Origin of the sequence: Streptomyces sp. NPDC007164 (assembly GCF_040634135.1) — a bacterium.
Lineage (GTDB): Bacteria > Actinomycetota > Actinomycetes > Streptomycetales > Streptomycetaceae > Streptomyces > Streptomyces sanglieri.
In genome coordinates this window covers 267,781-281,523 of sequence record NZ_JBEYFB010000003.1, presented here as the reverse complement: position 1 = coordinate 281,523, position 13,743 = coordinate 267,781, and the positions used below count along the sequence as shown (strand labels likewise).

12 protein-coding genes are annotated in these 13,743 nt (G+C 71.5%); 6 read left to right on the top strand and 6 right to left on the bottom strand.

The genetic code is table 11. The annotated features are described in order from the left end of the window. Positions 1-51: 51 nt before the first annotated feature. The 3 genes from ABZ622_RS07895 (at position 52) to ABZ622_RS07885 (ending at position 4,807) form a co-directional block, all read left to right on the top strand. A complete protein-coding gene (locus ABZ622_RS07895; protein ID WP_360541453.1) occupies positions 52-1,350 on the top strand; it encodes a M18 family aminopeptidase in 1,299 nt (432 codons plus the stop codon). A gap of 103 nt (positions 1,351-1,453) precedes the next feature. Then, on the top strand, positions 1,454-1,675 hold the full coding sequence (locus ABZ622_RS07890) for a DUF6458 family protein (protein ID WP_360541451.1): 222 nt from the start codon (positions 1,454-1,456) through the stop codon (positions 1,673-1,675). A 120-nt stretch (positions 1,676-1,795) separates the two neighbouring features. Beyond that, complete coding sequence (locus ABZ622_RS07885) at positions 1,796-4,807, top strand: BTAD domain-containing putative transcriptional regulator (protein ID WP_360541646.1); 3,012 nt, start codon at positions 1,796-1,798, stop codon at positions 4,805-4,807. Between the two features lie 86 nt (positions 4,808-4,893). On the opposite strand, the gene ABZ622_RS07880 is transcribed toward ABZ622_RS07885, so the two are convergent. Next, positions 4,894-6,720, bottom strand: coding sequence for an NHL domain-containing thioredoxin family protein (locus ABZ622_RS07880; protein WP_360541449.1), 1,827 nt, complete (start codon positions 6,718-6,720; stop codon positions 4,894-4,896). A gap of 64 nt (positions 6,721-6,784) precedes the next feature. Here ABZ622_RS07880 and ABZ622_RS07875 point away from each other — a divergent pair, with 64 nt between their 5' ends. Continuing rightward, positions 6,785-7,276, top strand: coding sequence for an LURP-one-related family protein (locus tag ABZ622_RS07875; RefSeq protein WP_360541447.1), 492 nt, complete (start codon positions 6,785-6,787; stop codon positions 7,274-7,276). 40 nt (positions 7,277-7,316) lie between these two features. Here ABZ622_RS07875 and ABZ622_RS07870 read toward each other — a convergent pair whose 3' ends face one another. After that, on the bottom strand, positions 7,317-8,108 hold the full coding sequence (locus ABZ622_RS07870; RefSeq protein ID WP_360541445.1) for a carbon-nitrogen family hydrolase: 792 nt from the start codon (positions 8,106-8,108) through the stop codon (positions 7,317-7,319). 185 nt (positions 8,109-8,293) lie between these two features. Between ABZ622_RS07870 and ABZ622_RS07865 the strand changes: the two genes are divergently transcribed. After that, entirely contained in the window at positions 8,294-9,118 is an 825-nt protein-coding gene (locus ABZ622_RS07865) for a maleylpyruvate isomerase family mycothiol-dependent enzyme (RefSeq protein WP_360541443.1), read from the top strand. Between the two features lie 82 nt (positions 9,119-9,200). Here ABZ622_RS07865 and ABZ622_RS07860 read toward each other — a convergent pair whose 3' ends face one another. Further along, the gene (locus ABZ622_RS07860) at positions 9,201-10,511 is read right to left on the bottom strand and encodes an MFS transporter (protein WP_360541441.1); all 1,311 of its coding nucleotides are present in this window, start codon (positions 10,509-10,511) and stop codon (positions 9,201-9,203) included. Next, positions 10,508-11,257: a GntR family transcriptional regulator gene (locus ABZ622_RS07855; protein WP_360541439.1), complete on the bottom strand. Its 750-nt coding sequence runs from the start codon at positions 11,255-11,257 to the stop codon at positions 10,508-10,510. Before ABZ622_RS07855 ends, ABZ622_RS07860 begins: the two co-directional genes overlap by 4 nt. Positions 11,258-11,436: 179 nt before the next feature. Between ABZ622_RS07855 and ABZ622_RS07850 the strand changes: the two genes are divergently transcribed. Further along, positions 11,437-12,336, top strand: a complete 900-nt coding sequence (locus ABZ622_RS07850; protein ID WP_360541437.1) for a serine hydrolase — start codon at positions 11,437-11,439, stop codon at positions 12,334-12,336. A gap of 61 nt (positions 12,337-12,397) precedes the next feature. On the opposite strand, the gene ABZ622_RS07845 is transcribed toward ABZ622_RS07850, so the two are convergent. Both ABZ622_RS07845 and ABZ622_RS07840 read right to left on the bottom strand, forming a co-directional pair. After that, on the bottom strand, positions 12,398-13,000 hold the full coding sequence (locus ABZ622_RS07845; protein ID WP_360541435.1) for a hypothetical protein: 603 nt from the start codon (positions 12,998-13,000) through the stop codon (positions 12,398-12,400). Positions 13,001-13,012: 12 nt separating this feature from the next. Next, complete coding sequence (locus tag ABZ622_RS07840; protein WP_360541433.1) at positions 13,013-13,402, bottom strand: VOC family protein; 390 nt, start codon at positions 13,400-13,402, stop codon at positions 13,013-13,015. Between the last annotated feature and the right edge of the window lie 341 nt (positions 13,403-13,743).

Here is a 13,743-nt window from a genome sequence, read left to right as displayed (position 1 = left end):
CGCCACGACGGCGGTGAAGGTGCCCGGTCCGGTCTCGTTACAGTGAGGAACATGAGTTCCTCCCTCCGCTTCGACCGCGGGCACACCGACGATCTGATGGCCTTCCTGATGGCCTCCCCCTCCCAGTACCACGCCGTGGCCACCGCGGCCGGCCGGCTGGAGAAGGCCGGATTCCGGCAGGTCGAGGAAACTGCGGCCTGGGACGGGACCAGCGGCGGGAAGTACGTTCTGCGCGGTGGTGCGATCGTGGCCTGGTACGTGCCGGAGGGCGCCTCGGCGCACACCCCGTTCCGGATCGTCGGGGCGCACACCGACTCGCCGAACCTGCGGGTCAAGCCGATGCCCGACACCGGGGCGTACGGCTGGCGGCAGGTCGCCGTGGAGATCTACGGCGGGACGCTCCTCAACACCTGGCTCGACCGGGACCTCGGTCTCGCGGGCCGGATCTCGCTGCGCGACGGCACGCACCGGCTGGTGAACATCGACCGGCCGCTGCTGCGCGTACCGCAGCTGGCCGTGCACCTGGACCGGTCGGCCAACCCCGACGGCCTCAAGCTCGACCGGCAGAAGCACATGCAGCCGATCTGGGGGCTCGGGGACGTCGAGGAGGGCGACCTGATCCGGTTCGTCGCCGAGGAGGCGGGCGTCGACGCCGAGGACGTGACCGGCTGGGACCTGATGGCGCACGCCGTCGAGCCGCCCGCCTACCTGGGCCGGGACCGCGAGCTGCTGGCCGGGCCCCGGATGGACAACCTGCTCTCCGTGCACGCGGCGACCGCCGCGCTCGCCGCCGTCGCCGGACAGCCGGACGAGGAACTTCCGTACATCCCCGTCATGGCCGCCTTCGACCACGAGGAGAACGGCTCGCAGTCCGACACCGGCGCCGACGGGCCGCTGCTCGGCACGGTCCTGGAGCGTTCCGTCTTCGCCCGCGGCGGCACGTACGAGGACCGCGCGCGGGCCTTCGCCGGGACCGTCTGTCTCTCCTCCGACACCGGTCACGCGGTCCACCCCAACTACGCCGAGCGCCACGACCCGACCCACCACCCGGTGGCCAACGGCGGCCCGATCCTCAAGGTCAACGTCAACATGCGGTACGCGACCGACGGCAGCGGCCGGGCCGTGTTCGCGGAGGCGTGCCGGAAGGCGGACGTGCCGTGGCAGACGTTCGTCTCCAACAACTCGATGCCGTGCGGCACCACGATCGGCCCGATCACCGCCGCCCGGCACGGCATCCAGACCGTGGACATCGGCGTCGCGATCCTGTCGATGCACAGCGCCCGTGAGCTGTGCGGGGCGGACGACCCGTATCTGCTGGCCAACGCGCTGGCGTCGTTCCTGGCGGGCTGAGCCGCCGCGCCCCGGCCATGTCCCCGGGCATGGTCGTCGCCGGGCCGGGTACGCGATCCGTACACCGGCCCGGAGCCGCCGGGCCGTCGAGGAGGCGGGAATCATGGGACTCGGAGGATGCATCATCCTCATCGGAGCCGGGGCGGTACTGGCCTTCGCCACCGACTGGGAAATGGACACCGTCAACGTCGACCTGGTCGGCTGGATCATGATGATCGTCGGCATCATCGGGGTCGTCGTCTACTCAAGCATCGCGCGGCGTCGCCGGATGGTCGTACCGCCCAGCACGACCGTCGTGTCCGAGGACGAGCGCCGCTACCCCTGACGCGCGGCGTCCGCCGGGTCGCGGCCGGCGCGACCCGTCGTCGACTCCACGGCACCCCCGATATCCTGGGACTTTCCCATGCCCGACCCCGGGCACATCCTGCCCGGAAGGGAAGCCCCCGTGGAGTTCCGGCTGCTCGGCACCGTCTCCGTCGACACGTTCACGGGGCCGCTGCCGCTCGGTCCCGCCAAGCGCCGCAGCCTGCTCGCCGCGCTGCTGCTGTCCGCCAACACCCCCGTCTCCATCTCCAGACTGACGGACTCCCTGTGGGACGACACACCACCGCTGCACGCCCGCAGCGTCATCCAGGGCCATGTGTCCCGGCTGCGCGCCCTGCTGGTGGGTGCGGACGCGGAGGCGTACGGGGTGGAGCTGGTCACGCTCGGCGACGCGTATGTGCTGCGGCTGCCGGAGACCCTGCTGGACTCGCAGCGGTTCGAGGAGCTGCTGACGCTGGCGCGGGGGCAGCGCAGTCCCGCCGACGCGGTGCTGATGCTCAAGGAGGCGCTGTCCCTGTGGCAGGGCCCGGCGCTCAGCGGCGCGTTCGCCGGACGGCCGCTCCAGGCCGCCGCGCACTCGCTGGAGGAATCGCGGCTGGCGACGGTCGAGCAGCTGGCGCACGCCTACGCGGCCATGGGAGAGCACAACCGGGCGGCGGCGGTGCTGCGGGCGGAGGCCGTCGCGCACCCGATGCGGGAGTCCCTGGCGGCGGCGCTGATGACGGCGCTGTACCGGGCGGGGCGCCAGTCGGAGGCGCTGGACTGGTTCCACCGCACGCGGCGGCTGCTCGCCGATGAGCTGGGCATCGACCCGGGACACGAACTCGCCGACGCGTACGCGCTGATCCTGCGCGGCGACCCCGGGCCGGACACCGGCCGGGACGGCGGCCGGAACGCGCCCGACGGGCACGGGACGGCGGCACGCGGCCCGGTCCGGGCCGGCAGCGTTGGCGGCGGCGGTGACAGCGGCAGCCACGGCGGCCCGGCCGGCAACGGCAGCGGCGCCGGTCCCGTACCCGCGGCCCGTCCGGCGGCGGACCGGCGGACCGGACCGGACGGCGCGGCCGGACCGGCCGGCCGCCCGGCCGAGCAGCCCGGCGGCAGGAGCGGTGGAACGGGCGGCAGTGCGGGCACCGGTACGGGCGGCAGCGCGGGTGGCGCTCCCGGCTCCGCGCCGCCCCGCCCGCTCCCCGTGCCGTCCCTCGCGGGCGGGCCGCACCCCACCGATCTGCTGCCCCGCACGCCCCGCGGCTTCCAGGGGCGGACCGCCGAGCTGGCCGCGCTGACCCGGGCCGCGGCGGGCGAGGCACCCGTCTGCCTGGTCACCGGACCGGCCGGGGTGGGCAAGACCGCGCTGGCCCTCCAGTGGGCGCACCGCAATCAGGCCGCCTTTCCGGACGGACGGCTCTTCGCCGATCTGCGCGGGTTCAGCGACACCGGCGAGCCCGCGCTCATCGAGGTGCTGCGCGAGTTCCTGCTGGCGCTCGGCGTCGCACCCCGCCGCGTCCCGGAGTCCGTCGCGGCCGCGGCGGCGCTCTTCCGCTCGCTGACCGACCGGCGCCGACTGCTCGTCGTGCTCGACAACGCCCGCCACTCCGCCGCCGTCCGGCCGCTGCTGCCGGGCGGCACCGACTGCGTCACGCTGGTCACCAGCCGCCACCGGCTGGAGGGCCTCATCGCCTCGGACGCGGCCCGTCCCGTACCGCTGGACGTGCTCGAACCGCCGGACAGCACGGCCCTGCTGGCCGGTGTACTCGGTGAGGACCGGGTGCTCGCGGAGCCGGTCGCGGCCCGTCGGCTGGCCGAACTCTGCGGCGGGCTGCCGCTCGCGCTGCGGGTCACCGCGGCCCGGCTGGCCGGGCGGCCGACGTGGACGCTGGCCGGTCTCGCCGACGAGCTGGCCGACGAGCGCAGCCGGCTGACGTTCCTCGACGTGGACGACACCGGTGTTTCGGCCGCCCTGCGGCTGACCGTGCAGCAGCTGCCGCAGGACGCCGTCCACCAGCTGGCCCGGCTCGGCCACCACCCCGGCAGCCACTTCGACCCGTACACGGCGGCCGCGCTGGCCGGTACCGACCCGGTCGTCGCCACGGCGGCGCTGGAGCGGCTCGCCGCCGCCCATCTCGTCACCGAGACGGGCCCCGGGCGCTGGATACTGCACGACCTGGTGCGCCTCTACGCCCGTGGCATGGACCCCGAGCGCGGCCCCGACGCGCTCATAGGAGTGCTCGACCACTACATCGCCACCGCGCTCGCCGCCGCCGACACGGCCGAGCCCGGCGGCGAGCCCTGCTTCGTCCTGCCGGAGGACTACCACCGCCCCGTCGCCGTACGGGACTTCGTGGACCGGCCGGCGGCGATGCACTGGCTGGCGACCGAGCGCGACGATCTCGCCCTGGCCGCCGTGGCGGCCCGGACCGCCGGGTTCCACGACCGGGCGTGGCGGATCATCCTGCTCCAGTGGCCCCAGGTGGTGTGGCGGGTGCGGGACAGCTGGTCCCCGCTGCTGGAACTGGCGCTGGACTCCGCCCGAGCCCATGACGACGCGTACGCAGAGTCCCGGGTGCTCAATCTGCTGGGCTGGGTACTGACTGAGGAGGGCCGGACCGCCGAGGCCGTCGCCCTGCTGGAGCGCTCGCCGGCACTGGCCCGGCAGGCGGGCGACCGGCTCGGCGAGGCGACCGCGCTGATCAACCTCGCCGTAGTCCAGGCCGAGCAGGGGGAACTCGACACGGCGCTGGAGGACTGCGGGCGCGCCGTCGAGCTGGCCCGGGAGGAACAGGACGCGCACACCGAGATGCTGGCGCTCCAGCACCTCGCGCGGATGCAGCTCACCGCGAACCGGCCGCACGAGGCCCTCGAATCCGTCCGGACCGCCCTCGACCTGGGGCCCGAGCACGAGGAGATCGCCCGCAGGGTGCTGCTGCTGACCACCAGCGGCGAGGCCCGGCTGGCGCTCGGCGAGGAGGGCGAGGGGATCCGGCTGCTGGACCTGGCGGCCGGGGAGGCGGAGAACTCCGGTTACGACGAGGGCGCGGTGCGAGCGCTCCAGGCGCTGCTGCGGGTGACTGCGGAGCCCGAGTACCTCAAGCGGTACGAACAGGCGGTCCGCCGGCTCACCGAGGACGGCTGAGCCCGCCCGGCCCCCGGGCCTCAGAGCCTGTCGGGTGGCCTTCGATCAGACCGCGTCCGCCCGGTCGGAGGCCACCCGACAGGCTCTCAGCCCTGCTCGTCCATTCCCGCCAGCACCAGCGGCAGCCGGGACGCTCCCCCGGCGACCACACGGACCGGGACGCCCCAGTCCTGCTGGTGGACGTGGCAGGCCGGGTACTCGTTCGCCGGGTCGTCGTCGCAGGACGCCGCCATCGCGGACACGTGCAGGACGCCCTCGGTGACGTCGTCGGCCAGGACCAGGTCACGGAACAGGTCCGTCCCCGGCCCCGCCCCCTCGGCCAGCAGCTCCGGCGGGGTCGCGGAGACCAGCAGCCGGGTCGAGGGACCGTACCGGGTGTCCAGCTTCTGCCCGGCGGGCGCCTGGAAGACCACATCGAGCCGGAGCGTGCCCGGGGCGATCTCGGTGGCCGCCCGCTGTGTGCGGTGCGCCCGGTCGGTGACGCGTACCGCCTCCTCCGGCAGGCGCAGCCGGGTCAGCCGATGCCGGGCGGACTCGACGACGACGAGATCGCCGTCTACCAGCACGGCGTCGCTGGGCTCGCGCAGATCCGTGGCCAGGGTGGTGACCTCGCCGCTCGCGGGGTCGTAGCGCCGCAGCGCGTGGTTGTACGTGTCGCAGACGGCGACGGACCCGTCGGGCAGCGCGGTCACCCCGAGCGGGTGCTGGAACAGGGCCTGTCCGGCGGCGCCGTCGCGGTGCCCGAAGTCGAAGAGCCCGGTACCCACGGCGGTGCGGACGACGAAGCCGGTGCCGTCGCGCTCGACGTGGCGCACGGCGGACGTCTCCGGGTCGGCGACCCAGAGCCGCTCACCGTCCGCGGAGGTGGCCAGCCCGGACGGCTGGGCGAACCAGGCCTCGTCGGCCGGCCCGTCGACCAGACCCTCGTTGGTCGTGCCCGCGGCGACCCGCACCGTCTCCGTCCCGGGGTCGTACGTCCACAGCTGGTGCACGCCCGCCATGGCGATCCACAGCCGGTCCGCGAACCAGGCGACGTCCCAGGGGGAGGAGAGGTCGATCTCACGGGCCGGTCCGGATGTCGGCGAGCCCTGCCACCACTGACGGCCGGTACCGGCCAGCGTCGTCGTCTCCCCGGTGGCGGGATCGAAGGCGCGGATGGCGTGGTTGACCGTGTCGGCGACGGCGATCCGGCCGTCCGGCAGCACGGCGAGACCCTGGGGCTCGGAGAACCGGGCCGCCTCCGGCCCACCGTCGCCGAACCCCCGCTCGCCCGCTCCGATGTGGCGGCGGACCGTCTCGCCGTCGGGTCCGAGCTCGACCAACCGGTGGCGGGTGGTGTCGGAGACGAGGAAACCGCCGTCGGGCAGGAGCAGCGCCTTGCCGGGGAAGCGCAGATGCGTGGCGACCGGTTCGGGCGCGACATAGGGGCCGTCGCCGCGGCGCAGCGTGCCCTTCGCCGCGTGCTCGGCCTCCAGCTCCTCGACCAGCTTCGCGATGGCGTGCGCATGGCCCTCACCGGCGTGCTGGGCGACGACATAGCCCTCGGGGTCGATGACGACGAGCGTCGGCCAGGCCCGTACGGCGTACTGCTTCCAGGTCGCCAGCTCCGGGTCGTCGAGAACCGGGTGGTGGACCTCGTACCGCTCGACGGCGTCGACGACGGCCTGGTGCTCGGCCTCGTGGACGAACTTCGGCGAGTGCACCCCGATGATGACCAGGGTGTCGCGGTGCTTCTCCTCCAGCTCGCGCAGCTCATCGAGGACATGCAGACAGTTCACACAGCAGAAGGTCCAGAAATCCAGGATCACAATGCGTCCTCGCAGGTCAGCGAGGGTGTACTGCTGGTCGCCTGTATTGAGCCAGCCGCCCTTGCCGACCAGCTCGGGGGCCCTGACGCGCGCACGTGTTGCCATGTGAACAGTCAACATCACCGTGGCGTCCACGCATTCCACAGGGACCTCGGGGAACCTGTGAGCCATGAGATTCCTGGTGCGTGAACGACTCTTCGCCGTCGGTGACGACTACTGGATCGAGGACGCGGACGGCCGCAAGGCGTTCCTCGTCGACGGCAAGGCCATGCGAGTGCGGGACACCTTCGAGCTGAAGGACGCGCAGGGCCGGATCCTGGTCGAGATCCGGCAGAAGCTGCTCAGTCTGCGCGACACGATGCTCATCGAGCGGGACGGTGAACAGCTCGCCAGGATCAAGCGCAAGCGGCTGTCGCTGCTGCGCAACCACTACCGGGTCACGCTGGTCGACGGCACCGAACTCGATGTCAGCGGCAAGATCCTGGACCGTGAGTTCGCCATCGACTACGACGGCGAGCTGCTGGCCCAGATCTCCCGGCGCTGGCTGACCGTCCGCGACACCTACGGCATCGACGTCGTACGGGAGGACGCCGACACCGCGCTGCTCATCGCCGTGTCGGTCTGCGTCATCGTGCTCGCGGAGAAGGAGCACGAGGACTGAGCGCTGCGCGCTGTTTCACGTGAAACAGCACCCGACGGGTCTAGGAGGGCGGATTCAGCCCCAGGCGGCGGTCCTTGAGGGCCGGGAACTGCTCACGGGTCGTCGCCACCCTCGCCGGGTCGAACTCCACGGCGAGCACCTCCTCGCCCGCGCCCGCCTCCGCGAGCACCTCGCCCCACGGGTCGACGACGATGCTGTGCCCGGACTGCTCGACCCCGGCGTGCGTGCCCGCGGTGGCCACGGCCAGGACGTACGACTGGTTCTCGACCGCGCGGGCCTGAGCGAGCAGCGTCCAGTGGGCGCGGCGCCGCTCGGGCCAGCCCGCCGCGACGATCAGCGTCTCGGCGCCCGCGTCGACCAGGCCGCGGAACAGCTCCGGGAAGCGCAGGTCGTAGCAGGTGGCGAGGCCGAGCGTGGTCTGCGGCAGGGCGACCGTGACCAGCTCCTCACCGGCGCCCATCATGACCGCCTCGCCCTTGTCGAAGCCGAAGCGGTGGATCTTGCGGTACGCGGCGGCCCGCTCGCCGCCGGGCGTGAAGACCAGCGAGGTGTTGTAGAGGGTGCCGTCGGCGGCGCGCTCGACGAAGGAGCCCGCGTGCAGCCAGACCCCGGCGTCGGCGGCGGCCTTCGCCATGATGTCGTGGGTGGGCCCCTGGAGCGGTTCGGCCTCGTCCTCGAAGGCGGTGTACGCGAAGGCGCCGACCGGCCAGAGCTCGGGAAGGACCACCAGATCCGCGCCGCGCTGGGCGGCGATCAGCGAAGCCGCGCGCTGCCTGCGGGCCTTGACAGATTCGTCCGGGTCTACTGCGATCTGGATGAGGGAGGCGCGCACACTACCACCGTCCTGGCATTCGAGCCGTCAACACGGGCCTACGATCGTCACACGAAAGCACTGCCGGGGTGCCTGCTCGCAGCGTAACTTAGCGAACGAACCTCCCACGCAGACCGCCGCCCGCAGACCGCCGCCCGCGCCCAGCTTCTCCAGCCCATGCACCGCAGAACCGCACTAGGGGTCCCGTGACCGTCCATCCCAGCCTCCAGACCTACGCCGATGCCTGGACCCACTCCATCGAGTCGATAGCCGAGCTGGTGAAGCCGCTCGCCGAGGGAGAGTGGAACCGCCGTACGCCGTGCCCCGCCTGGTCGGTGCGTGACATCGTCTCGCACGTCATCGGCATGGAGTGCGAGCAGCTCGGCGACCCGCGCCCGATCCACTCCCTGCCCCGCGACCTCTACCACGTACAGAGCGACTTCGCCCGCTACATGGAGATGCAGGTCGACGTACGGCGGCACCACACCGCGCCGGAGATGACCTCCGAGCTGGAGTACACGATCATCCGCCGGGCGCGTCAGCTGCGCAACGAGACACGTGATCCCGAGACCATGGTCCGCGCGCCGCTCGGCGCCGAGCAGACCCTCGAACTGGCGCTGCGGATGCGCGTCTTCGACGTCTGGGTGCACGAGCAGGACCTGCGTGCGACGCTGGGCCGGCCCGGCAATCTGGACTCCCCCGGCGCGACCGTCGTCCGGGACGTCCTGCTGGAGGCGCTGCCGAAGGTGGTCGCCAAGGACGCGGGGGCACCGGCCAGTTCGGCGGTCGTGCTCGATGTGCACGGGCCGCTGGAGTTCCTGCGCACCGTCAGGGTCGATGCGGAGGGCCGTGGTTCGGTGGACGGTTCGCCGTCGCTCGGACCCGTGGTGACGCTGGCGATGGACTGGGAGACGTACTTCCTGCTCGCCTGCGGGCGGGTGCGCGCGGGAGCGGTCGCCGAGCGGATCAAGGTCGAGGGCGACCAGGAGCTGGCGACGGCGATCCTGCAGAACTTCGCCGTGACGCCATGACCGCGTGACTCCGTGACGCCATGACCGGCGGCGCCCGTCGCAACTGAGGACGGGCGCGCCGCCGGCCCGGCGCGAGCCGCGGTCACACGGGTACGTGCACGGCCTCCACCCGGCTGACCACATGGTGGTCCCGCTCGCGGTGCGTGGCCCTGGAGTGCAGCCGCAGGATCTGTACGACCCCGAGCGCCTCCAGCACGAAGACCGAGGCGAACGCGATCCGGTAGTTGTCGCCGGTCGCGTCCAGCAGCACACCGACGGCGAACAGCGTGGTCATCGAGGCGATGAAGCCGCCCATGTTGACGATGCCCGACGCGGTGCCCTGGCGCTCCGGCGGGTTGGCCGGGCGGGCGAAGTCGAAGCCGATCATCGAGGCCGGACCGCAGGCGCCGAGCACCACGCACAGCACGATCAGCAGCCACATCGGCGCGTGGTCGCCCGGAAAGAAGATCGCCGACGCCCAGAGCAGCGCCGTCACCGCGACCGTGCCGAGGGCCAGCGGGGCGCGGGCCGCGTGGTGACGGGCGATGATCTGCCCGTAGACCAGCCCGAAGGCCATGTTGGAGAGCACCACCAGGGTGAGCAGCTCACCGGCGGTGGACCGGCTGAGCCCCTGCGCCTCCACCAGGAACGGCAGCCCCCACAGCAGCAGGAACACCATGGCCGGGAACTGCGTGGTGAAGTGCACCCACATACCGAGCCGGGTACCGGGCTCCCGCCAGGACGCGGCGATCTGCTTGCGCACATAGGCGGCGCCCGCGTGCTCGGCGGGCGGCGGCTCATGCCCCTCGGGGTGGTCCTTCAGGAAGAGCAGCAGCAGAACAAGAACAACGACCCCGGCGACGGAGCTGCCGAGGAACGTGGTGGTCCAGCCGAATCCGTGCAGGGCCCGCGCGATGAAGAGCGTCGAGACGAGGTTGCCCGCCATCCCGAAGAGCGCGGCGACCTGCCCGATCAGCGGTCCGCGCCGGGCCGGGAACCAGCGGGCGCCGAGCCGCAGCACGCTGATGAACGTCATCGCGTCACCACAGCCGAGCAGCGCCCTGGACGCCAGCGCCATGCCGTACGAGGGGGAGAGCGCGAAGCCGAGCTGTCCGAGGGTGAACAGGACGGCCCCGAGGGTGAGGACCTTCTTGGTGCCGAGCCGGTCGACCATCAGGCCGACGGGTATCTGCATGCCCGCGTAGACCAGCAGCTGAAGGATGGAGAACGTGGAGAGCGCGGAGGCGTTGACGTCGAACCGGTCGGCGGCGTCGAGCCCGGCGACGCCCAGGCTGGTGCGGAAGATGATGGCGACGAAGTAGACGGCGACGCCGATGCCCCAGACCCACGCGGCACGCCGGCCACCGGGTGGATCGCCGGGCAGGGACAGGGTGGGAGCGGCGGCTGAACTCACCGGTCCTCACCCCTGACCAGTACCTTGACCCGGCCGACATGGCGCCGTACGACCTGCGCGGCGCCGTCCGCGTCACCGGACCTGATCGCCTCCAGCAGCTCACCGTGCTCGGTGATGTTGGCGGCGATCCTCCCCGGGTGCGCCTCCATCACGGCGACGCCCATCCGCAGCTGCCGGTCGCGCAGCTGGTCGTAGAGGCGCGAGAGGATGTCGTTGCCCGCGTTGCGCACGATCTCGGCGTGGAAGCAGCGGTCCTTCACGGACACCTCCGCCAGGTCCCCGGCCTCGGCCAGCTGCCGCTGCTCCTCCAGGAGTTCTTCGAGCCGGCCGATCAGCCGCGCGGAGGCGGGCACGGCCTTGCGGGCCGCGAACTCCTCGACCAGCAGCCGGGTCTCCACCACATCCGCGATCTCCTGCGCGGAGACGGCGAGGACGAGGGCGCCCTTCTTCGGATACAGCTTGATCAGCCCCTCGACCTCCAGCCGCAGCAACGCCTCGCGCACAGGCGTGCGGGAGACGCCGACGGCCTCCGCGAGATCGCCTTCGGTCAGGAGCGTGCCGCCCTCGTAACGGCGGCCCAGGACCGCCTCCTTGATGTGGGCGTACACGCGCTCGGCGGCAGGCGGCTGCTTCACGGCGGACTTCGCAGCAGACTTCACGGACGGCTTCTCGACAGGCCTTACGACAGGCTTCACGGCTGGGGGTGCGGCAGGCATGTACACAGCATAGATACAACATGCGTGCATGACGAAACCGGTCCGGCATCCGGACGGGCCGCCGGCGCCACCCCACGCCCCCGGCCGGAATCACCCGTAGACCCGAAATTGCCCCAGGAATCGGTACATCCATCCCCCGGCCCCATGAGTCTCACCACCGAGCGGCACCTTCATGTGGCCGCATTCCAGGGGCATTTGGAGCAATCAAGTTGAAAATCGGCATTAAGGGTATAAGCCGCGCCACCGCCACTGCCACCGTGACGCTGACGGCAGGCGCCGTCATCGCGGGCAGCGCGTTCGCCTCCACCGCGCAGGCCGCCACGCTGCCCAACCCCAAGATCACCGCCGCGGGCGGATTCGTGATGAACAACGGCACCTCGAAGGCCCTGTTCGCCAAGACCGCGGACACCCGTCGTTCCACCGGGTCCACCACCAAGATCATGACGGCGAAGGTGGTGCTGTCGCAGAAGAACCTGAACCTGGATTCCAAGGTCACGATCCAGAAGGCATACAGCGACTACATCGTCTCCAAGGGCGCCTCGTCGGCCCGCCTCATCGTGGGCGACAAGGTCACGGTCCGCCAGCTGCTGTACGGCCTGATGCTGCCGTCCGGCTGCGACGCCGCCTACGCCCTGGCCGACAAGTTCGGCTCCGGCTCCACCCGCGCGGCCCGCGTGAAGTCGTTCATCGGCAAGATGAACGCCCAGGCCAAGTCGCTCGGGCTGAAGAACACCCACTTCGACTCGTTCGACGGCATAGGGAACGGCTCGAACTACTCGACCCCGCGCGACCTGACCAAGCTCGCCAGCAGCGCGATGAAGAGCTCCACCTTCCGCTCGGTCGTCAAGACCAAGTCGACCAAGCAGAAGGTCACCACGAAGTCCGGCGGCTACCGCTACATGTCGTGGTCCAACACCAACACCATGCTCAGCAGCTACAGCGGCGCCATCGGCATCAAGACCGGCTCCGGCCCGTCGGCCAAGTACTGCCTGGTCTTCGCCGCGACCCGCGGCAGCAAGACCGTCATCGGCACGGTGCTCGCCTCCACGTCGGCGGCCAACCGCAGCGCGGACATGAAGAAGATCATGGACTACTCCTTCAAGAAGTAGCCCGGCCGATCACGGCAGCACACACGCAGAGGGGCCCCGCACCACGCGGGGCCCCTCTCCGCTACCGCGTTGCTCTTCCGGCCAGCCGCAGGCGTTGGGAGCCGCCCCGGGTCAGCGGCATCCCGGTACCGGTCACGAGGTCGTACGCCGCAGGGCCGATCCTTATGCCGGAAACCCGCCCACCGTGCGCAGCCTCGACACCGGCCGGACGGGTCGCCGACCGGAGGGCCCGCCAGGCCAGACGCGTCTGATCGGTCAGGAGCCGATGCCGCTCCGGCCCGACCTCCGGTTCGTTCCAGCGCACCGCGAGACGGCCTGCTTCGAGGGCTTCACCCGCACCGTCCCGGAACCGGCGCGAGCACAGGAACTGCAGCACAGCGGAGCGCGGAAGATCGGAACGGGAGACAGCTCCCTCGGCCACCAGGACATCCTCGGGCGCCCCGGCCCCCTCCGGCAGCAGCAGGAACGCCTGGCGGCCACCGCAGTCCAGGGCCTCCCCGAGCGAGGGGTGCAGATGCACCTGGTGAAGCCCCTTCGGTCCCGGCTGACTGCACAGCCAGCCGGACCGGGGCAGGACATCACCGATGCGCTGCCCGACGGCCCTCTCGTCCTCGGGCAGCAGCCACACATCGGTCGTTCTCGTACGAGAACCGGGAGGCGCCATGGGCGGAGATGCTCAGTCGAGGCAGAACTCGTTGCCCTCGACGTCCTGCATGTTGATGCAGGACTCGTTGTCCTCGTCGGCGTACAGCACGTTCGTGCACACCGCGCCGAGCGCGACCAGCCGATCACGTTCGGCCTCAAGCACGGCCAGCCGCTCCGCACCCACGAGCCCGGTGCCGGCCCGCACATCGAGATGCACCCTGTTCTTGGCGACCTTGCCTTCGGGAACGCGCTGGAAGTACATGCGCGGGCCCTCACCCGTGGGATCGGAGCACACGGCCCATGAGCCCTGCCCATCAGAAGGCAGCGTCACGACGTACCCCATCACCTCGCACCAAAAACGAGCGACGCGCTCGGGGTCCGCGCAATCGAAGGTGACCTGGATCTTCCTGAGCGATGCCATCCGGCCACCCTAACAGCGGGCCTCCGCCGTACAACGTCCGCCGATTGACCGCACGTTGACCGGCAGACGGACACCGTCACCCCCACCGTCCGCCCCACATCCCCCGGGCACACCCCGGCCTGCGGCCGGACACCCCTTCGACAGGTTTTCAGCGGTCTTCCGGAAGAGGCAGTTAGCAGGCATGACCCCCCCAAGAGGCCGCCACTCCTCCTCCCGAGGCATGAAGCTGTTGCCTGTCCGCGAATCGATCCGGCTCCACCGGTGCAGAGGAGTGAACCGATGACGCGTGGGGAGAGCGCCAAGGCCATCGCCCAACGGGTGGAAGTGATGGCACCAGCCCC

What these genes read in the sequence shown, in the direction of transcription:
- ABZ622_RS07895 (WP_360541453.1), top strand. Translation starts at nt 52, where the DNA reads ATGAGTTCCTCCCTCCGCTTCGACCGCGGGCACACCGACGATCTGATG.
- ABZ622_RS07890 (WP_360541451.1), top strand. Translation starts at nt 1,454, where the DNA reads ATGGGACTCGGAGGATGCATCATCCTCATCGGAGCCGGGGCGGTACTG.
- ABZ622_RS07880 (WP_360541449.1), bottom strand. Translation starts at nt 6,720, where the DNA reads ATGGCAACACGTGCGCGCGTCAGGGCCCCCGAGCTGGTCGGCAAGGGC.
- ABZ622_RS07875 (WP_360541447.1), top strand. Translation starts at nt 6,785, where the DNA reads ATGAGATTCCTGGTGCGTGAACGACTCTTCGCCGTCGGTGACGACTAC.
- ABZ622_RS07855 (WP_360541439.1), bottom strand. Translation starts at nt 11,257, where the DNA reads ATGCACGCATGTTGTATCTATGCTGTGTACATGCCTGCCGCACCCCCA.
- ABZ622_RS07845 (WP_360541435.1), bottom strand. Translation starts at nt 13,000, where the DNA reads ATGGCGCCTCCCGGTTCTCGTACGAGAACGACCGATGTGTGGCTGCTG.
- ABZ622_RS07840 (WP_360541433.1), bottom strand. Translation starts at nt 13,402, where the DNA reads ATGGCATCGCTCAGGAAGATCCAGGTCACCTTCGATTGCGCGGACCCC.